Here is a 19401-nt window from a genome sequence, read left to right on the forward strand (position 1 = left end):
CCCGCCGCCCGTCCGGCCTCGCGGCCCGGGCGCGCGGCGACCCCCGATGAACGACTGGCGCGAACGATTCCCCGGCGTGGCCGAGGCCGAGTGGCGCGATTGGCGCTGGCAGCAGCGCCACGCCCTGCGCACGCCCGAGGCGCTCGCCCGGCTGTTCCCGCTCACCGAGGCGGAGCGGCGCGGGCTCGAGCTCACCCGGGCCTCCTTCCGGCTCGGCGTCACCCCCTACTACGCCTCGCTCATCGACGCCGACCACCCCTCCTGCCCGATCCGCCGCCAGGCCATCCCGGTCGCGGCCGAGGCGGCCGGCGCGCCCGGCGACCTGCGCGATCCGCTCGGGGAGGACGCGCACCGCCCGGCGCGGTCCGTGGTCCACAAGTACCGCGACCGCGTCCTCTTCCTCGCCGGCGACACCTGCTCGGTCTACTGCCGCCACTGCACCCGGCGCCGCATCACCGGCGGCGAGGAGGGCGGGTTCGACCGGAGCGCCATGGAGGAGGGGGTGGCCTACGTGCGCGCCCACCCCGAGGTGCGCGACGTGCTCGTCTCGGGCGGCGATCCCCTCGTCCTCGCCGACGAGCGGCTCGAGTGGCTGCTCGGCCTGCTCCGCGAGGTCCCGCACGTCCAGATCCTCCGGCTCGCCACCCGGGCCCCGGTCACGAACCCGATGCGCGTGACCCCCGAGCTCGCGCGGCTCCTGCGCCGCTTCGCCCCGCTCTTCGTGGTCACCCACTTCAACCACGCCAAGGAGTGCACCCCCGACGCGGCGGAGGCCTGCGGGCTGCTCGTGGACGCGGGGGTGCCGGTCGAGAACCAGTCGGTGCTCCTGCGCGGGGTGAACTCGACGGCGCGGAACGTGCGGACCCTCAACGAGAAGCTCCTCACCTTCCGGGTCCGCCCCTACTACCTGCACCAGGGCGACCTCGCCGAGGGCACGGGGCACCTCCGCACCCCGCTCTCCTGCGGCCTCGGCATCCTCGAGGAGCTCCGCGGCCGGACGAGCGGGCTCGCGATCCCGCACCTGGCGGTGGACCTGCCGGGCGGGCTCGGCAAGGTCACCGTGCAGCCCTCCTGGCTGCTCGGGCGTGCGGACGCGGGCGGAGCGGACGCCGGGGGCCACTGGTTCCGCAGCTACGAGGGCCGGCGCGCCTTCTACCCCGATCCCCCCGAGGCGGACTGCGGCTGCCCGTACGACGCCGTGTTCTACGGAGACGACGCGTGATCCAGAAGATCATCGAAGCGCTGGCCGTGTTCACCACCGGCGTCATCGGCGGCATGGGCTACTGGGGCGTGGCCCTGCTCATGGCCATCGAGAGCGCCTGCATCCCGCTCCCGTCCGAGATCATCATGCCGTTCGCCGGCTACCTGGTCTTCACCGGGAAGATGACGCTCCTCGGCGCCGCCTTCTGGGGCGCGGTCGGCTGCGTGCTCGGCTCCGTCCCGGCCTACTACCTCGGTCAGTACGGCGGCCGGCCGGTGATCGAGAAGTACGGCAAGTACGTGCTCCTCTCCCACCACGAGCTCGACCTCGCCGACCGGCTCTTCGCGCGCTGGGGGCAGTGGGTGGTGCTGGTGGGGCGGCTCCTGCCGGTGGTCCGCACCTTCATCGCCTTCCCGGCCGGCGTGTCGCGGATGAACATGCCGAAGTTCATCGCCTTCACCTTCGTCGGCTCGTTCCCCTGGTGCTACGGGCTCGCCTGGGTGGGCTACAAGCTCGGCGAGCAGTGGGACAAGAGCCCCTGGCTCAAGTCGATGTTCCACCGCTTCGACGCCGCCATCGTCGGGGCCGGCGTCATCGCGGTCGCGCTCTTCGTCTGGCACAAGCTGCGCGGCGCCAAGGCCACCCCCGAAGGGAACGGGGCGTAGCGGAAGGTGAGGCCCCTCCTCGCGCTGCTCGTCCTCCTCGCGCTGCCCGCCCGCGCCGAGGAGATGGTCCGCATCGCGGTCGCGACCGGCCTGTCCCGGGTCGAGATCTCGGGCGAGGGGCTCACCGCCGAGCCGCTGCGCGAGGGGGCGGCGCCGCAGCCGGTCAAGGACGGCCGCGCGCGGGTGGCGCTCGAGAAGGGGGAGCTCCGGCTCGACCGGGCGCCGCTCGCCGCCCCGGGCGTGCGCTTCCGGGCCGCGGGGCCGCTGCGGGTCGGGGAGGCGTCGGTCGAGGCCGAGGTGGAGGTGCGCCGCGGCGCCGCCGGCCTGGAGGTGATCCACGACCTGCCCATGGAGCGCTACGTGGCGGCGGTGCTCGCCGGCGAGATGCCGCTCTCGTTCCCGCCGGCGGCGCTCGAGGCGCAGGCGGTGGCGGCGCGCACCTACGCCGTCGGCAAGAAGATCGAGGCGGAGCAGGCGGGCCGCCTCTGGCACCTCGGCGCCTCGGTGCTCGACCAGGTCTACAAGGGCGGCCCGCTCGATCCGCGCGCCCTGCGGGCGGCCCAGGCCACCGCGGGCGAGGTGCTCGCGAAGGACCACCTGCCGGTCGAGGCCTACTTCCACTCGACCTGCGGAGGGCGGACCGAGCGTGGCCAGGACGCCCTCGGGCGCGACCTGCCCTACCTCCGCTCCGTCGAGTGCGGGCGCTGCAAGGAGGCGCCCAAGGCCCGCTGGACCGCGCGGTTCGACGCCGCCGAGCTGGGGCGGGCCGCCGGCCTGGGGCGCCCGGCCACCGAGGCGCGGATCACGGCCCGGACCGCCTCTGGCCGCGCCGCGCGGGTGGAGGTCTCGGCCGGGAGCCGGCGGGTGGCGCTCGCGGCGGTAGCGCTCCGGCAGCGGCTCGGCTACGAGCGGCTCCCGTCGCTCTGGTTCGAGGTGGAGCGGGACGGGCGCGCCTTCCGCTTCGACGGCAAGGGCTCCGGCCACGGCGCAGGGATGTGCCAGTGGGGCGCCGCCGGCATGGCGCGAGAGGGGGCGGGCTACCGGGACATCCTCGCCTGGTACTACCCCGGCACCGAGCTCCTGAGGATGTACTAGGGATGACGCCGTGAAGGTCTCCGACTTCGACTACGCGCTCCCGGAGGAGCTCATCGCGCAGGAGCCGGTCTCCCCGCGCGACGCCTCGCGCCTGATGGTGGTCCCGCGCGACCCGGCGGCGGCGCTCGCCCACCGCGCCTTCCGCGAGCTCGACGCGCTCCTCGCGCCGGGCGACCTCCTCGTGATGAACGACACGCGCGTCATCCCGGCCCGGCTCACCGGGGCGAAGGAGAGCGGCGGCAAGGTGGAGGTGCTGCTCCTCGAGCCGGACGCGCCGGGGAGCGCGCGCTGGAAGGCGATGGGGCAGGCCTCGAAGCCGCTCCGGCCCGGCGCGCGGATCGCCTTCCAGGCCTTCTCGGCGGTGCTCGAGGAGGTGCTCGGCGGCGGGTTCTACCGGGTCCGCTTCGACCGCGAGGGGGCCGCGCTCGAGGCGGCGATCGCGCGGGAGGGCTCGCTGCCGCTCCCGCCGTACATCCGGCGCGCGCCCGGCCCCGCCGACGCCGAGCGCTACCAGACGGTGGTGGCGCGGGTGCCGGGGAGCGCCGCCGCCCCCACCGCCGGCCTCCACTTCACGCCCGAGCTCCTGGCGCGGCTCGCGGCGCGCGGCGTGGAGCGGACCTGCGTCACCCTGCACGTCGGCCCCGGCACCTTCCTGCCCATCCGGAGCGACACCGTCGAGGAGCACCGGATGCACGAGGAGCGGTACGAGGTGCCCGAGGCGGCCGCGCGCGCCTTCGCCGCCGCCCGGGCCCGCGGCGGCCGGGTGGTGGCGGTCGGCACCACCAGCGTGCGGACGCTCGAGAGCGCCGCCTCGGAGGACGGCCTGCGGGCCGGGCCGGGGCGGACCTCCATCTTCATCACCCCCGGCCACCGCTTCCGGGCGGTGGACGCGCTCGTCACCAACCTCCACCTGCCGCGCTCGACGCTGCTCATGCTGGTCTGCGCCTTCGCGGGGAGCGAGCGCGTCCTCGGCGCCTACCGGGCGGCGGTGGAGTCCCGCTACCGGTTCTTCAGCTACGGCGACGCCATGCTGCTGGTGTAGAAGGTGCCCGTGATCCGCTACCAGCTCCTGCGCCAGGACGGCGAGGCCCGCCGCGGCCGGCTCGAGACGCCCCACGGCACGCTCGAGACGCCGGTGTTCATGCCGGTCGGCACCGCCGCCACCGTGAAGACCCTCTCGCCGGACGAGCTCACCGGGCTCGGCGCCGGGATCATCCTCGGCAACACCTACCACCTGTACCTGCGCCCCGGGCACGAGCGGATCGCCCGGCTCGGCGGGCTGCACCGGTTCATGAGCTGGCAGGGGGCGCTCCTCACCGACTCCGGCGGCTTCCAGGTGTTCAGCCTGGGGGAGGGGAAGGGCGGCGAGGAGGGGGCCGGCAAGGGCAGCCTGGTGAAGATCGTCGAGGAGGGAGTGGAGTTCCGCAGCCACCTCGACGGCGGCAAGCACTTCCTCTCGCCGGAGCGGGCCGTCGAGATCCAGGAGGCGCTCGGGGCCGACGTGATCATGGCGTTCGACGAGTGCCCGCCGTCGCTCGCCGACCGGGCCTACCACGAGCGCTCGCTCGCCCGGACGCAGCGCTGGCTCCTGCGCTGCCGCGACGCCTGGACGGAGGCCGAGGCCCGCAAGGCCGACGAGGGGCCGCAGGCGCGGACCCCCTGCGCCCTCTTCGGCATCGCCCAGGGCGGCCTCTTCCCCGACCTGCGGCGGCGCGCCATCGAGGAGGCGGCCGCGCTCGAGCTGCCGGGCTACGCGCTCGGCGGCTACGCCGTGGGCGAGGAGCCGGAGCAGATGTGGGAGGGGGTCGCCCGCGACGCGCCCCTCCTCCCGGCCGGCAAGCCCCGCTACCTCATGGGCGTCGGCACGCCGGAGGACCTCCTCGCCGGAATCGCCGCCGGCGTGGACATGTTCGACTGCGTGCTGCCGACCCGCTGCGCGCGGAACGGGCTCCTCTTCACCTCGCGCGGCCGGCTCACCATCCGCAACGCCCGCTACGCCGACGACCCGCGCCCCCCCGACCCCGCCTGCGGCTGCTACACCTGCCGGAACTTCAGCCGCGCCTACCTGCGCCACCTGTTCCGGGCCGGGGAGCTGCTCGGGCTCCGGCTCAACACGCTGCACAACGTCCACCACTACCTGACCCTGATGGCGGAGGCGCGCGCCGCCATCGAGGCCGGGCGGTTCGCGGCCTTCCGCCAGGAGCGGCTCGCCGCGTGGCGGAGCGGGCCGGAGTAGGCGGGGAGGCGACCGCTCTCGAACCGCTTGCGAGCGCCGCTGAAATCCTGCTAAATGTCAGCGCTTTTTGAAGTTTTACCGGGAGAATCCATGCACCCCATCTTCAGGGCGTTCCTCTCGCAGACCGCGGGGGCCGAGGCGGCGCCCAACCCCATCGTCAGCTTCCTGCCCTTCATCGCCATCATCGTCGTCTTCTACTTCATCTTCTTCCGCCCCCAGGCCAAGCAGCAGAAGAAGCACCAGCAGTACCTGGCGGAGCTCAAGAAGGGCGACGAGGTGGTCACCCAGGGAGGGATCATCGGGCGGGTGGTGCTGGTCGAGGACCGCACCGTGACGCTCGACACGGGCGCCGGCAACAAGCTGCGCGTCCTCAAGCCGCAGATCGCGGGCGCCTGGGCGGAGAAGCCGGCGGCCGAGGCGTCCAAGACCGTCGAGGCGAAGGGGGAGGCGAAGAAGTGATGGAACGCTCCTGGCTCTGGCGCATCGGGCTCATCGCCGCGGTCGCGCTCTTCTCCGTCTACCAGCTGGTCCCGAGCTGGTTCTACTTCAAGCTCCCGCCGGGCGAGCGCAACGGCCCGGCCTACGAGGAGTCGGTGCCGAAGTGGGCGCCGAACGCCCGCCGGCACCTCAACCTCGGCCTCGACCTGCAGGGCGGCATCCACCTCGCCATGGGCGTGGACGTGGATCGCGCCGTGAAGGCCAAGGTGGCCCGCCGCGCCGACGAGATCGCCGAGTACCTGAAGGAGAAGGGCGTGCCGGTGGAGTCGGCCCAGCCCGCCGGCGACGGCCGCGTCATCGAGGTGAAGACCTCGGAGCCGGCCCGCGCCGAGAAGACGGTCCTCGACCAGTACAACTCGGAGATGTACGCGCCCTCCGGCGCGCCGCAGGGCGCGACCTGGCTCGCGTTCAAGACCAAGGTGCTGCAGGACTTCCAGGCCAAGGCGGTGGAGCAGGCCGAGAAGACCATCCGCAACCGCGTGGACAAGTGGGGCGTCTCCGAGCCCGACATCAAGCGCAAGTCGAACAACCAGATCCAGATCCAGCTCCCGGGCTTCAAGGACCCCGAGAAGGCGAAGGAGCTGCTCGGCCGCACCGCCCAGCTCGAGTTCAAGATCGCCGACGACGAGTCGTCGCTGCTCGACGCGGTCCGCTCCGAGCTCCCGGCCTGCCAGGGCAGCGAGGCGGGCTTCAAGATGCCGCTGCCGGCCGAGGGCTGCTGGAGCGTGGAGACGGTGGAGCTGCCCTCGGGCGGCACCCGCCAGGTCACCTTCCTCGCCGCCAACAACCGCAGCGAGCTCGACGCCGCCATCGAGAAGCACGCCAAGTCGAAGCTCGACCACGACCACGAGCTCGGCATCGGCGAGGGCACCGTCGGCCAGGGGCCGATCCGCGACCGTTACTACCGGACCTACCTGCTCCGCGCCAAGACCGAGCTCACCGGCGACTACATCGCCGACGCTCGCGCCGCGGTGGACAACTCGCAGGGGGCCGGCAAGCCGGTGGTGGTCTTCACGATGTCGCCCGAGGGCGGGCGGCTCATGGAGAAGCTGACCACCAACAACCTGCACCGGCGCATGGCCACCGTGCTCGACGGCAAGGTCGAGACCGCGCCGTACATCCAGGGCAAGATCTCCACCAACGGCCAGATCACCCTCGGCTCCGGCCGCCCCTACCAGCAGATGTTCGAGGAGGCCAACGAGATCGCGCTCGTGCTCAAGGCGGGCGCGCTCCCGGCCCCCGTCACCATCTTCGAGGAGCGCACCGTGGGCGCCACCCTCGGGCCCGAGCTCATCCGCAAGGGCACCACCGCGGCGCTCGTCGGGCTGCTCCTGGTGATCTTCTTCATGATCCTCTACTACCGGGCCACCGGCCTCATCGCCGACGTGGCGCTCGCGCTCAACGGCCTGCTGGTGCTCGCCATCATGGCCATCATCGGCACCACGCTCACGCTGCCGGGCATCGCCGGCTTCGTCCTCACGCTCGGCATGGCGGTGGACGCGAACGTGCTCATCAACGAGCGCATCCGCGAGGAGCTGCGCGCCGGCCGCACCGTGCGGCAGGCGGTGGACCAGGGCTACGACAAGGTCTTCTGGACCATCGTCGATGGCCACGTGACCACGCTCGTGGCCGCCGTGGTGCTGATGCAGTACGGCTCCGGCCCGGTCCGCGGCTTCGCCGTGACCCTCATCATCGGCCTCGTCGCCTCGATGTTCACCTCCATCGTGGTGACGCGCGCCATCATGGACTTCTTCACCCGCCGCGACACGGCGAGGCTGAGCGTCTGATGCAATTCAAGACCTTCGACATCATCCCGCACGACACGAAGTTCGACTTCGTCGGCAAGCGCCACATCGCCGTGGCGCTGTCGCTCATCGCCAACCTGGCGGTGATCGTGTTCTCCCTGAACGCCGTCCACGGCCTCAACTTCGGCGTGGACTTCGCCGGCGGCACCGAGATGGAGGTCAAGTTCGACCGCGGCGTCGATGCGGCCGACATCCGCCGCAGCGTGGAGGAGCTGGGCTTCAAGGACGCCTCGGTCCAGACCTACGGCCCCGAGTCGGAGCACAGCTACCTCATCCGCGTCGGCCGCATCGCCCTCATGAGCCAGGACGACGTGAACCGCGTCATCCAGGCGGTGAAGGCGAAGCTGCCGGTCTCGGGCGAGCCGCACTTCAACTCGGAGGTCGGCGACAAGATCGACTTCCAGTTCACGCGGAACCCGACCTCCGACGAGCTCCGGGCGGTGGTCGAGTCCACCGGCGTGAAGGTGCGCGAGGTGCGCGAGGAGGCCGGCCTCACCGCCGGTACCCGCTCGTTCGCGGTGATCACCCAGGGCATCCGCGACAAGGTGGAGAACGAGCTCCAGGCCAAGTTCTCCGACGCCAAGCCGGACGTCCGGCGCGTCGAGTACGTCGGCCCGGCCGTCGGCCGCGAGCTGCGCAACCAGGGCTTCAAGGCGATCCTCTACGCCATGGGGCTCATCGTCATCTACGTGGGCCTGCGGTTCGACTTCCGCTTCAGCCCCGGCGTGATCATCGCGCTCCTCCACGACGCCATCATCACGCTCGGCTACTTCGCCTTCTCCGGCCGCGAGTTCAACCTCACCGCGGTCGCCGTGATCCTGACGGTGGTGGGCTACTCGGTGAACGACACCGTGGTGGTCTACGACCGCATCCGTGAGAACCAGGCCAAGCTCAAGGGCAAGAACCTGGCGGACCTCGTGAACCTCTCGATCAACGAGGTGCTCGGTCGAACCTTCCTCACCTCGTTCGCGACCGCGCTCTCGCTGGTGGGCCTCCTCATCTACGGCGTCGGGACCATCTTCGACTTCTCCGCCGCCATGCTCATCGGCATCATCTCGGGCACCTACTCCACCTGGTTCATCGCCGCTCCGATGACCATCTGGCTGGAGGAGCGGGCCGAGAAGAAGAAGGCCGCCGCGCCGCGGCCGCACGAGGCGCAGGCGAAGTCGGTCTAGCCGAGCGCCCGTCGCGCTTCCCGAGGGCCGCCTCCCACGAGGCGGCCCTTTTAGTTTGCACCTGACCGGCTGCCCGGGACCCCTCCCGCCGTCGCCGGGCGGGCGCGAACCCATTGCGGCGCGCCCCGCACCGTCCTAGACCTGGGTCCCCGGCAAACGAACGCTGACCCCTGACGAGGAGAGACCCATGTCCAAGGTGAAGTGCTACGCCGCCCAGGCCGCGAAGGCCCCGCTCGCACCCTGGGAGATCGCCCGCCGCGAGGTCGGGGATCACGACGTCCGCATCGAGATCGCCTACTGCGGCGTCTGCCACTCCGACCTCCACCAGGTCCGCGACGAGTGGGGCGGCTCCGTCTTCCCCATGGTCCCCGGCCACGAGATCGTCGGGCGGGTGACGAAGGTCGGCCGGCGCGTGGAGCGGTTCAAGGAGGGCGACCTCGCCGGCGTCGGCTGCATGGTGGACTCCTGCCGCACCTGCCAGAGCTGCCGGAGGGACCTCGAGCAGTTCTGCGAGCAGGGCGCCGCCTTCACCTACAACGGCACCGAGATGGACCGGAAGACGCCCACCTACGGCGGCTACTCGTCGGAGGTGGTGGTCACGGAGAAGTTCGCGCTGAGGGTCCCATCGAGCCTCGAGCTCTCGGCGGTCGCGCCGCTGCTCTGCGCCGGCATCACCACCTGGTCGCCGCTTCGCCACTGGAAGGTGGAGAAGGGTCAGCGGGTCGGCGTGGTGGGCCTGGGCGGCCTCGGCCACATGGCGGTGAAGCTCGCCGCCTCCCTGGGCGCGGAGGTCACGATGCTCAGCACCTCGCGCTCGAAGGAGGCCGACGCCCGCCGCCTCGGCGCGCACGAGTTCGCCCTCACCCGCGACGACGAGACCTTCACGAAGCTGGCCGGGCGCTTCGACCTCATCGTGGACACCATCTCGGCGCCGCACGACTACAACAAGTACCTCGGCATGGTGAAGGTGGACGGCACCATGGTGGTGGTGGGCGTGCCCCCCGCGCCCGAGCCGGTGGACGCCTTCTCGCTCATCGGCGGGCGCAAGAGCCTGGCCGGCTCGCTCATCGGCGGCATCCGCGAGACGCAGGAGATGCTCGACTACTGCGGCCAGCACGGGATCGTCGCCGACGTGGAGGTGATCCCCGCCGCGAAGATCAACGAGGCCTACGAGCGGATGATGAAGGGCGACGTCCGCTACCGGTTCGTGATCGACGCGAAGAGCCTGTAGCGGCCCGCTCCCGGTCCCTCCCCCGCCTTGCGGGGGAGGGGAGGAGCGGCTTGAGCCCTGCCTGGGCGCGCCCGCGGGAGGTCGCGGGGCGTAACATGCCGGCCCGGGGGAAGCCGGCTTGCTGCTCGCGCGCGCGATCGCCGCGTTCTTGCCCGCCGTCGCGCTGGCGGCGCCGGCCCCGGCCCCTCCGGACCTCGACGCGCTGCTCCACCACCTCGACGACCTCTACCGCTCGAGGAGCTCCATCGGGCGGATGGAGCTCTCGGTGACCGGCCCCCGCGTCCAGCGCTCGCTGCGGCTCAAGGCCTGGACCATCGGCGAGGACCGGGCCCTGGTGGTCATCGAGGCGCCGCCGCGGGAGGCCGGCACCGCCACGCTCAAGGTGGGTGAGAACCTCTGGAACTGGCTGCCGCGCATCGCCCGCACCATCCGCGTGCCCCCCTCGATGATGCTCGGGTCCTGGATGGGCACCGACTTCACCAACGACGATCTCGTGAAGGAGTCCTCGCTGCGCAAGGACTTCACCACCCGGATCGAGGCGCGCACCGCCGACCCGCCCGGCTGGAAGCTCGTCTCCGACGTCCGCCCGGGGGTGGTCGGCCGCTGGCAGCGGATCGAGACCTTCGTCTCGGACGAGCGGCTGCCGGTGCGGGAGGTCTTCTACGACCGCAAGGGCCGGCGCGCGCGCACCCTCACCTTCGACGACGTCCGCGCGCTCGGGGGCCGGCGGCTCCCGGCGCGGCTCACCCTGCTGCCGGAGGACGACCCCGGCCGGCGCACCGAGCTGCGCTACCTGGAGCTGGAGCTCGACGTCCCGGTCGCCGCCGAGACCTTCAGCCTCTCCCGCCTGGAGCGGACCCGCTAGGAGCCCCTCGTGCCCGGCACCGTCCGCATCGCGTGGCGCAGCCTCTGGCGGAACCGGCGCCGCACCGCGCTGGCGCTGGCCGCCATCGGCCTCTCGCAGGCGCTGGTGCTCTTCTACGACGGCATCATGCGCGGCTACGGCGACTGGATGGTGGCGGTGATCACCGGCCCCATGCTCGGCCACGCCCAGGCCCACGCGCCCGGGTGGCGGCGGGAGCGGTCGGTGGACCTCGTCCTGCCGCGCGCCGGCCGGGCCCTGGCGGCGATCCGCGGGCTGCCGGAGGTGGCCCAGGCCTCGGCCCGGGTCTGGGCGCCGGCCCTGGCGGCGCTGGGCGAGGACGGGCACGCGGTGGTGGTGGTGGGGCTCGATCCCGCCGCCGAGGCGCACCGGCACGGGCTCCTCGCCGGCGCGGCCCCCGGCGCGCTCGCCGGGCGGGAGGTGCTGGTGGGGCGGCTCCTGGCCGAGAAGATGGGGATCCGGCCCGGCGCCACGCTGGCGCTGGTGGGCCAGGCCGCCGACGGCTCGCTGGCGAACGACCTGGTCCGGGTGGCCGGCCTGCTCGACACCTCGGTGGACGAGGTGAACCGGCTCGGGGTGGTGATGTCGCTGCCGGCCGCGCAGGAGCTCTTCGCGCTGGGCGACGCGGCCCACGAGCTCGTGATCCACGCCCGCGACCCGGCGAAGGCGCCCGAGGTGGCCGCGCGCGCCGCCCGCCTGCCGGAGCTCGCCGGCGCGGAGGTGCTCGACTGGAAGTCGCTCGACCCGGGGCTGGTGTCGATCGTGGCCCTGGTGCGCGCCTCGGGGCTGTTCATCCTCTTGCTGGTCTTCGTCGCCGCCGCCGCGGGGGTGGCGAACACCATGCTGATGGCCACCTTCGAGCGCACCCACGAGCTCGGGATGCTGCTCGCGCTCGGGGTCACGCCGCGGCGGGTGGTCGGCCTCGTGGTGGCCGAGGCGCTCGCCCTCGGGCTCACCGGCGCCGCGCTGGGGACGGCCCTCGGCGGCGCCCTGGTGGCGCTCACGCACGCCCGCGGCTTCGATCTCGCCCGGCTCATGGGCGGCGGGCCCGCGCAGCTCTCGTTCGCCGGCCTGCGGATGTCGATGCGCTTCTACCCGAGCCTGGGCTGGGTCGAGCTGGTCCAGTCGTTCGGCGCGGTGGCGGTCACCTCGCTGCTCGCGGCCGGCTGGCCGGCCGCCCGGGCCGCCCGGCTCGAGCCGGCGCGGGCCATGAGGGGGTGACGGGATGGCCTGGGTCGCCGGCCGCTACGCCGTCCGCAGCGTCCGCCGCAACCTCCGGCGCACCGCGCTGTCGGTGCTCGGGGTCGCCGTCGGCTGCGCGCTCGCCATCCTCACCGACAGCTTCAACCGCGGCACCCGCGAGATGTACGCCCGCGCCGGCGCCGAGAGCGGCGCAGGCCACCTGCGCGTCGCCCCGGCCGGCTGGCGGCTGGCGCGCGACCCGCGGCTGCGGCTCGCCGACTGGCGCCGGGACCTCGCCGCCGCCCGCGGGCTGCCCGGCGTCGCCGCCGCCACCCCGCGGGCCCGGGCCGAGGCGCTGCTCGCCATGGGCACCCACGTCGCCCCGGTGGAGCTCGCAGGGGTGGACGCCGAGACCGAGCCCGCCACCTACCGCTTCGTCCGCCGGATCGCGCGCGGCCGCTACCTCGCGCCGGGCGAGGAGGGCGCCGCGGTGGTCGGCGCGGCGCTCGCCGAGCGGCTCCGGGCCGGGCTGGGCGACGAGGTCCTCGCCACCGCGGTGGGCCGGGGCGGGCGCATCGAGGGGCTCATGCTCCGGATCGTGGGCGTGGTCGCCACCGGGAGCGAGGAGATCGACGCCGGCATCTGCCAGGTGGCGCTCGCCGACGTGGAGCGGCTGACCGGGCTCCCCGGCGCGAGCGAGGTGACCTTGCTGCTGCGGGACTGGAAGGCCTCCGAGCCGCTCCGGCCGGCGCTGGCGGCCGCGGTGGCGCCGGGGGACGAGGTGCTCACCTGGGGCGAGCTCTCGCCCGAGTTCCGCGACCACCTCCGGCAGGACGCCGCCACCTCGCGCCTGGTGACCGGGGTGGTGCTCCTGGTGGTGCTGCTCGGCGTCGCGAGCGCGCAGCTCGCGGCGGTGCTCGAGCGCCGGCGGGAGTTCGCGGTGCTCTCGGCCATGGGGATGAGCGCGGCCCGGATGGTGCGGCTGGTGGTGCTGGAGGCGCTGGCGCTGGGGGTCGCCGGGGCGGTGGCGGGGCTCGCGCTGGCGCTCCCGCTCTGCTGGCGCTTCGCCGCGCGCGGGCTCGACTTCAGCCGCTGGATGGGCGCGTCCTACGCCTTCCAGGGGGTGATCGTGGAGCCGGTGGTCCGGGGCGACCTCGGCCCCTGGATCCTGCCCGAGGCGCTGCTGGTCTCGCTGGGCGCGACCCTGGCGGCGTCGCTCTACCCGGCCTGGTTCGCCGCCCGCACCGATCCCGCCGCCGCCCTGAGGGTCGCCCGATGACCGAGCCCGTCCTGCTCGCCCGCGGCGTCTCGAAGGTCTTCGCCCAGGGGAGGGTGGAGGTGCGCGCGCTGCGCGGCGTGGACCTGGAGGTGTCCGAGGGCGAGTTCCTCGCGCTCGTGGGCCCCTCCGGCTCGGGCAAGACCACCTTCCTCAACCTCGCCGGCGCCCTCGACGTGCCCACCGAGGGCGAGCTGCGGGTGCTCGGCCGGCGGGTGGCCGCCCTGAGCCGAAGGGAGCGCGCCGAGCTGCGGCTGCACGCGCTCGGGTTCGTGTTCCAGGCCTACAACCTCGTCCCGGTGCTCACCGCCCGCGAGAACGTGGAGTTCGTGCTCGAGCTGCAGGGCGTCCCCGGGGCGGAGCGGCGCGCCCGCGCCGAGGCGGTGCTGGCCGAGCTCGGCCTCGCCGAGCTCTCCCACCGGCGCCCCGGCGAGCTCTCGGGCGGGCAGCAGCAGCGGGTGGCCGTGGCGCGGGCGGTGGCGGCCCGGCCCCGGCTGGTGCTGGCCGACGAGCCGACCGCCAACCTCGACGGCGAGAACGCCGAGTCGCTCATGCACCTCATGCGCGCCCTGCGGGACGCCCACGGGATGACCTTCGTCTTCTCCACCCACGACCCGCGGGTGGTGAAGCACGCCGGCCGGGTGGTCACGCTGGTGGACGGCCGGGTGGCGCGGGACGAGCCGCACGAGGTTGAGCAGGAGTACGAGCTGCCGGCCGGGAGCGGGCCGGTCGCGGGCCGGCAGGGGAGCCGGTCGTGAGCGGGGGCCCGCCGGGACTCACCCCGGCGCGGGCGGCCCTCGCGCTGGCGCTGCTCGCCGCCGCTCCGGCCGGCGCCCGCGACCTCGCGGAGGGGCTGCAGCTCGGCACCGCCCTGCGCTCCACCGTCCTCGCCGCCCGCCTGCCGGACGATCCGCTCCTGTATCCCGAGCCCGAGGGCGCCCGCTCCACCTGGCGGCTCCGGCTCGAGCTCAAGGCGAGCGAGGGGGAGCGGCTCACCGCGCTCGCCGCATGGGAGCTGCGGCTCGACGTCGCCTCTCCGGGCGCGAGCGGGGCCGGGATCCTGCCTCCGGAGGGGCCCGCGCCCTACCGGCTCCGGCAGCTCCAGGGCTCGCTGTCGCGCTCCGACGGCTTCCTGCTCTGGCAGGAGCTCGACCGGGCCGCGCTCGCCCTCCACCTCCCGGGCCTGGAGCTGACCGCGGGGCGCCAGGCGATCGGGTGGGGGCGGGGCGTCCTCTTCAGCGCCATCGACGTCTTCGCGCCCTTCACGCCGCTCGAGATCGACCGCGAGTGGCGGCGCGGCGTGGACGCGCTGCGGGCCGAGCTCCGGCTCGGTGATCGCTCGTCGCTCGAGCTGGTCGCCGCCGGCGCGGAGAGCTGGGACGGCACCGCCGTGGCGGGGAGGCTCCGCGGCTACCTGGGCGACGTGGACGCCGAGCTCGCCGCCGGCCGGCTCGCCGGCGACCTCTTCGTCGGGGCCAGCAGCTCGGCCGCGGTCGCGAAGGCGGAGGTGCACGGCGAGGCGGCCGTGTTCCAGTTGCGCGAGCCGCTCGAGCCCGGGAGCGGGCGGGCCGTCTGGAAGGCGGTGGCCGGCGCCTCCTACCGGTTCGACGTCTGGCGCGGGGTGACGCTCCTCGGCGAGTACCACCGCTCCGGGTTCGGGGTGTCCGATCCGCGCACGCTCCTCGCGCGCCTCGCGTCGCCCGCCTTCGCCGCCCGCGTCGCGCGCGGCGACACCCAGATCCTGGGGCGCCACGCCGTCGCGCTGCTCGCCTCCTCCGAGCTCTCCGAGGAGCTCTCGGTGAGCCTGCTCGCGCTCGCGAGCCCGTCGGACGGCTCGGGCGTGCTGTCGCCCGGCGCGGTCTTCACCCTCGGCCAGAGCGCGACCGTGGCGGCCAACGCCTACCTGCCGTTCGGCGAAGGGCCCCGGGGCGGCCAGCTCCGGAGCGACTACGGCGCGACCGCGATCGGCGGGCTGGTCCAGCTGCGGATCTACGACTGAGCGCCCCCCGGCCCTCCGACGGAGGGGCCCCCTGTCAGGTAGGCGTGCTAGCGTCCCGCGCCGTGAACGTTCCGGCGCGGCGGCGGTGGGTGGAGGTCCCCTGTGACGAGGCGGCGGCGCAGGGGCTGGAGCGGGCCCTCTCGCTCCACCCGCTCGCGGCGCGGACCCTGGCCTGCCGGGGGCTCGCCGATCCGGCGGAGGCCGAGCGCTTCCTCGCCGCGCGGCTCGCCGACCTGCCCGACCCCTTCCTGATGCGGGGCATGGAGGAGGCCGTCGGCCGCATCCGGCGCGCCCTCGCCGACCGCGAGCGGGTCTGCGTCTACGGCGACTACGACGTGGACGGCGTCACCTCCACCGTGATCCTCACCCGGTTCCTCCGGGCGGCCGGGGGCGAGGTGGTGACCTACACGCCGCACCGGCTGGTGGAGGGCTACGGGCTCAACGCCGGCGCGGTGGCGAAGCTCGCCGCCGATGGGGTGAAGCTGCTCGTCACGGTGGACTGCGGCATCACCAGCGTGGAGGAGGTGCGCGCGGCGGCGGCGCTGGGGCTCGAGGTGGTGGTGGTGGATCACCACACCGTCCCGGTGGCGCTCCCGGCCGCGGCGGCGATCCTGAACCCGCACCAGCCCGGCTGCGGCTACCCGTCCAAGGTGCTCGCCGCGGTGGGCGTCACCTTCTGCCTCCTCATGGCGCTCCGCAAGCGGCTGCGCGAGGCGGGCTGGTTCGGGGCGGCGCGGCCCGAGCCGAACCTGCGCGAGTACCTCGATCTCGTCGCCCTCGGCACGGTGGCCGACGTGGTCCCGCTCACCGGCGCCAACCGGGTGCTGGTGCGCCACGGGCTCGAGGCGCTGGCGAAGACCGGCCGCCCCGGGCTGCGCGCCCTGAAGCAGGTGGCCGGGGTGCCGGAGGGCGCGCCGGTCACCGCCGGCCAGGTCGGGTTCCGGCTCGGGCCGAGGGTGAACGCCGCGGGCCGGCTCGACGACGCGGGGCGGGGCGTGCGGCTGCTCCTCTGTGAGGATCCGGCCGAGGCGGCGGCCCTCGCCCGCGAGCTGGACGACGAGAACCGGGCGCGGCAGGAGATCGAGCGGCAGATCCTCGACGAGGCGCTCACCGAGGCGGCGGCGCGGGTGGCGGAGGGGGCGCGCGGGCTCGTGCTGGCGCGCGAGGGCTGGCACCCGGGCGTCATCGGCATCGTGGCCTCGCGGGTGGTGGAGCGCTTCCACCGGCCCACCCTCCTCATCGGCGTGAACGACGGGGTGGGGAAGGGGAGCGGCCGCAGCATCGAGGGCTTCCACCTCTACGACGCGCTCGCCTCCTGCGAGCGACACCTCGCCCGCTTCGGGGGGCACAAGCACGCCGCCGGGGTCACCGTGGCGCCGGAAGCGATCCCGGCCTTCCGCGCCGCCTTCGAGGCCCACGCGGCCGGCGCGCTCGGGGAGGACGATCTCGTGGCCCGCTGCCGCATCGAGGGCCGGCTCGCCGCCGGCGAGGCCACCGAGCGCGCGGCCGAGGCGCTGGAGCGGCTCGCGCCCTTCGGCGCCGGCCATCCCGAGCCGCTCTTCGCGCTCAGGGCGCGTCCCACCCGGGCCCGGAGCATGGGGGCTGGCGGAGCGCACCTCAAGCTCGCGTTCGGGGGCGTGGACGCGGTCGGCTTCTCGATGGGCGACCGGCTCCCCCTCTGCGACGGCGAGGTGGAGGTCGCGGCCTCGCTGGGCTTCGACGAGTGGGACGGCCGCCGTCGGCTACAGCTGAAGCTGAAGGACCTGCGCCGCCCCGCCTAGGCGACTCCCCACTGGACCTGGGCCTTGCTGAAGAGGGCCCCCATCCTGGCGAGGTCCTGGAGCCGCAGCCGCTCGGCCCGCCTCTCGAAGCGCTCCTTGCACCGCTTCGAGCAGAAGAAGTAGCGGCGCCGCTTGTACTCGCTGCTGGCCGAGTCCTGCTCCACCACCGGCTTCCCGCAGATCGGATCCAGCGAAACCCCGTCGGTCCGCGCCCTCATGGCCGCCTCCTTCCGCCGCTCGCCCTCGCCACCCGCCGAGGCGGAGGTGCAACCTCGGGGCCAGCGGCGGAGGGCCCGGGGGGCCGGTTTACGAGCGCCCGCACGGGCCGGGCTGTAAATGTTCGTGGCACGATCCGGAAAATAAGTCGCCTGACGGTCGGACGGGCCACCCGAGCCGCGCCCACAGCTCCTTGACGGGCCGCGAGAGCGAGTGTTAGCTGACCTGCTCATCTCACGGAGGGACGGCCTTGCCCCGCTTCATCACCGAGCTCAAGCGCACGCACACTTGCGGTCAACTCCGTCGGGAAGACATCGGCCGCGAGGTGGTGCTCTTCGGATGGGTCTCGAACCGCCGCGACCACGGCGGCGCGGTCTTCATCGACCTGCGCGATCGCGAGGGGCTCACCCAGGTGGTGTTCGAGCCGGCCCCGGACCGGGCCGCCGCGCACGAGCTCGCCGGGCAGCTCCGGCTCGAGTACGTGGTGGGCATCCGGGGCGTGGTCCAGAGCCGCGGCGGCAACGTGAACCCCAAGCTCGCCACCGGCGAGATCGAGGTCCACGCCACCGAGCTCGAGATCTTCAACCGCTGCGAGCCGACGCCGTTCCCCATCGAGGACGCCATCGACACCGGCGAGGAGAAGCGGCTCCAGTACCGCTACCTCGACCTGCGCCGCGCCCCGCTCCAGAAGACCCTCATGACCCGCGCGCGGGTGAACCACCTCACCCGCAACTACTTCAGCGAGCGCGGCTTCCTCGAGCTCGAGACCCCGTTCATGGTGAAGTACACGCCGGGCGGGGCGCGCAACTTCCTCGTCCCGAGCCGCCTCAACCCCGGCAAGTTCTACGCCCTCGCCGAGAGCCCGCAGCTCTTCAAGCAGCTCTACATGATGGCGGGCTTCGACAAGTACTTCCAGATCGTCCGCTGCTTCCGCGACGAGGACCTCCGGCTCGACCGCCAGCCCGAGTTCACCCAGATCGACGTCGAGATGAGCTTCGTCGAGCAGAACGACATCTTCGACGTGATGGAGGGGCTCGTGGTGAAGCTCTGGAAGGAGGTCCTCGGGATCGAGATCCCGCGCCCCTTCCTGCGCATGCCCTTCGAGGAGTCGATGGGCAAGTACGGCAACGACAAGCCCGACCTCCGCTTCGACCTGCACCACGTCGAGCTCACCGAGCTGGTGAAGGAGAACCAGGGCGGCGGCGTGCCCATGCTGGCCGACGCGGTGGCCGCGGGCGGCATCGTGAAGGCCCTGCGCCTCCCGGCCGACAAGGCGCTCAGCCGCACCGAGATCGACAAGCTCGAGGAGTACGTGAAGGGGATGGGGGCGAAGGGGCTCGCCCGGGCCAAGCTGGCCGAGGGCGGCGAGTGGACCCAGTCGCCGCTCGCGAAGACCATCACCCCGGCGCTGCGCCAGGCCATCAACGCCGCCTGCGAGGCCGAGCCGGGCGACCTGCTCCTGTTCCAGTTCGGGAAGCCGGCGGTGGTCCACACCGTCATGGCGAACCTCCGCGTCCACCTCGCGAAGCGGCTCGGGCTCATCCCCGAGTACGGCTCGGGCGGCAAGTGGAACTTCCTCTGGGTCGTGAACCCGCCGCTCTTCGAGTACGACGAGGAGTCCAAGACCTGGGCCGCGGCGCACCACGCCTTCACCCGGCCGCACGACGAGGATCTGCAGTACCTCGAGAGCGATCCCGGCAAGGTGAACTGCTACCGCTACGACCTCGTGCTCAACGGCTTCGAGATCGGCGGCGGCTCGATCCGGCTCCACGACCCGCAGGTGCAGGCGCGGGTCTTCAAGGCCATGGGGATCAGCGACGAGGACGCCCGCGCCAAGTTCGGGTTCCTCCTCGACGCCCTCAAGATGGGCGCGCCCCCGCACGGCGGCATCGCGCTCGGCATGGACCGGCTCGTCATGCTCCTCACCGGCGCCGAGTCGCTGCGCGACGTGGTGGCCTGGCCGAAGACGCAGAAGGGCACCGACCTCATGACCGGCGCCCCCGGCGACGTGGACGGCCGGCAGCTCCGCGAGCTGGCCGTGAAGAGCACGGTCGAGCCCAAGTAGCGCGTCACGCCACCCGGCTGACTCCGCGGCCGCGTCAGGCGCTTGACGCGGCCGCGCCGTTTCTCGCGCCCGGGCGCCCCTGGGCCGCGCTTC

General features: G+C 73.6%; 17 protein-coding genes. 16 read left to right on the forward strand and 1 reads right to left on the reverse strand.

The annotated features are described in order from the left end of the window. The first annotated feature begins 46 nt into the window (after window positions 1-46). The 15 genes from AMPC_RS00870 (at window position 47) to recJ (ending at window position 17027) form a co-directional block, all read left to right on the forward strand. On the forward strand, window positions 47-1222 hold the full coding sequence (locus AMPC_RS00870; protein ID WP_248343649.1) for a KamA family radical SAM protein: 1176 nt from the start codon (window positions 47-49) through the stop codon (window positions 1220-1222). Then, window positions 1219-1866 (forward strand): DedA family protein, encoded by a 648-nt coding sequence (locus AMPC_RS00875; protein WP_248343650.1) that lies wholly within the window; start codon window positions 1219-1221, stop codon window positions 1864-1866. The genes AMPC_RS00870 and AMPC_RS00875 overlap by 4 nt, the downstream gene beginning before the upstream one ends. A 6-nt stretch (window positions 1867-1872) precedes the next feature. Continuing rightward, on the forward strand, window positions 1873-2961 hold the full coding sequence (locus AMPC_RS00880) for a SpoIID/LytB domain-containing protein (protein WP_248343651.1): 1089 nt from the start codon (window positions 1873-1875) through the stop codon (window positions 2959-2961). Window positions 2962-2971: 10 nt separating this feature from the next. Then, complete coding sequence (queA, locus tag AMPC_RS00885; RefSeq protein ID WP_248343653.1) at window positions 2972-4003, forward strand: tRNA preQ1(34) S-adenosylmethionine ribosyltransferase-isomerase QueA; 1032 nt, start codon at window positions 2972-2974, stop codon at window positions 4001-4003. 9 nt (window positions 4004-4012) lie between these two features. After that, a complete protein-coding gene (gene tgt, locus AMPC_RS00890; protein ID WP_248343657.1) occupies window positions 4013-5197 on the forward strand; it encodes a tRNA guanosine(34) transglycosylase Tgt in 1185 nt (394 codons plus the stop codon). Window positions 5198-5287: 90 nt separating this feature from the next. After that, window positions 5288-5656, forward strand: coding sequence for a preprotein translocase subunit YajC (gene yajC / locus AMPC_RS00895; RefSeq protein ID WP_248343664.1), 369 nt, complete (start codon window positions 5288-5290; stop codon window positions 5654-5656). Next, window positions 5656-7482: a protein translocase subunit SecD gene (gene secD / locus AMPC_RS00900; protein ID WP_248343666.1), complete on the forward strand. Its 1827-nt coding sequence runs from the start codon at window positions 5656-5658 to the stop codon at window positions 7480-7482. The genes yajC and secD overlap by 1 nt, the downstream gene beginning before the upstream one ends. Continuing rightward, on the forward strand, window positions 7482-8675 hold the full coding sequence (gene secF / locus AMPC_RS00905; RefSeq protein WP_248343668.1) for a protein translocase subunit SecF: 1194 nt from the start codon (window positions 7482-7484) through the stop codon (window positions 8673-8675). Before secD ends, secF begins: the two co-directional genes overlap by 1 nt. A gap of 187 nt (window positions 8676-8862) precedes the next feature. Next, window positions 8863-9906: an NAD(P)-dependent alcohol dehydrogenase gene (locus AMPC_RS00910; protein ID WP_248343670.1), complete on the forward strand. Its 1044-nt coding sequence runs from the start codon at window positions 8863-8865 to the stop codon at window positions 9904-9906. Between the two features lie 118 nt (window positions 9907-10024). Then, a complete protein-coding gene (locus AMPC_RS00915) occupies window positions 10025-10771 on the forward strand; it encodes an outer membrane lipoprotein-sorting protein (protein WP_248343672.1) in 747 nt (248 codons plus the stop codon). A 9-nt stretch (window positions 10772-10780) separates the two neighbouring features. Then, complete coding sequence (locus tag AMPC_RS00920) at window positions 10781-12010, forward strand: ABC transporter permease (protein ID WP_248343674.1); 1230 nt, start codon at window positions 10781-10783, stop codon at window positions 12008-12010. A gap of 4 nt (window positions 12011-12014) precedes the next feature. Then, complete coding sequence (locus tag AMPC_RS00925; RefSeq protein WP_248343676.1) at window positions 12015-13250, forward strand: ABC transporter permease; 1236 nt, start codon at window positions 12015-12017, stop codon at window positions 13248-13250. Beyond that, complete coding sequence (locus tag AMPC_RS00930) at window positions 13247-14005, forward strand: ABC transporter ATP-binding protein (protein ID WP_248343677.1); 759 nt, start codon at window positions 13247-13249, stop codon at window positions 14003-14005. The genes AMPC_RS00925 and AMPC_RS00930 overlap by 4 nt, the downstream gene beginning before the upstream one ends. Further along, entirely contained in the window at window positions 14002-15246 is a 1245-nt protein-coding gene (locus AMPC_RS00935) for a hypothetical protein (RefSeq protein ID WP_248343678.1), read from the forward strand. Before AMPC_RS00930 ends, AMPC_RS00935 begins: the two co-directional genes overlap by 4 nt. Before the next feature lie 62 nt (window positions 15247-15308). Then, window positions 15309-17027, forward strand: a complete 1719-nt coding sequence (gene recJ / locus AMPC_RS00940) for a single-stranded-DNA-specific exonuclease RecJ (RefSeq protein WP_404800626.1) — start codon at window positions 15309-15311, stop codon at window positions 17025-17027. Here recJ and AMPC_RS00945 read toward each other — a convergent pair. Next, a complete protein-coding gene (locus tag AMPC_RS00945; protein ID WP_248343679.1) occupies window positions 17024-17245 on the reverse strand; it encodes a YHS domain-containing protein in 222 nt (73 codons plus the stop codon). The genes recJ and AMPC_RS00945 overlap by 4 nt on opposite strands. A gap of 248 nt (window positions 17246-17493) precedes the next feature. Between AMPC_RS00945 and aspS the strand changes: the two genes are divergently transcribed. Next, entirely contained in the window at window positions 17494-19308 is a 1815-nt protein-coding gene (gene aspS, locus AMPC_RS00950; RefSeq protein WP_248343680.1) for an aspartate--tRNA ligase, read from the forward strand. Window positions 19309-19401 lie beyond the last annotated feature (93 nt).

Origin of the sequence: Anaeromyxobacter paludicola, from assembly GCF_023169965.1 — a bacterium.
GTDB lineage: Bacteria > Myxococcota > Myxococcia > Myxococcales > Anaeromyxobacteraceae > Anaeromyxobacter_B > Anaeromyxobacter_B paludicola.

Coding starts and splice junctions, on each gene's coding strand:
- AMPC_RS00870 (WP_248343649.1), top strand. CDS start 47: ATGAACGACTGGCGCGAACGATTCCCCGGCGTGGCCGAGGCCGAGTGG.
- yajC (WP_248343664.1), top strand. CDS start 5,288: ATGCACCCCATCTTCAGGGCGTTCCTCTCGCAGACCGCGGGGGCCGAG.
- secD (WP_248343666.1), top strand. CDS start 5,656: ATGGAACGCTCCTGGCTCTGGCGCATCGGGCTCATCGCCGCGGTCGCG.
- secF (WP_248343668.1), top strand. CDS start 7,482: ATGCAATTCAAGACCTTCGACATCATCCCGCACGACACGAAGTTCGAC.
- AMPC_RS00910 (WP_248343670.1), top strand. CDS start 8,863: ATGTCCAAGGTGAAGTGCTACGCCGCCCAGGCCGCGAAGGCCCCGCTC.
- AMPC_RS00925 (WP_248343676.1), top strand. CDS start 12,015: ATGGCCTGGGTCGCCGGCCGCTACGCCGTCCGCAGCGTCCGCCGCAAC.
- AMPC_RS00930 (WP_248343677.1), top strand. CDS start 13,247: ATGACCGAGCCCGTCCTGCTCGCCCGCGGCGTCTCGAAGGTCTTCGCC.
- AMPC_RS00945 (WP_248343679.1), bottom strand. CDS start 17,245: ATGAGGGCGCGGACCGACGGGGTTTCGCTGGATCCGATCTGCGGGAAG.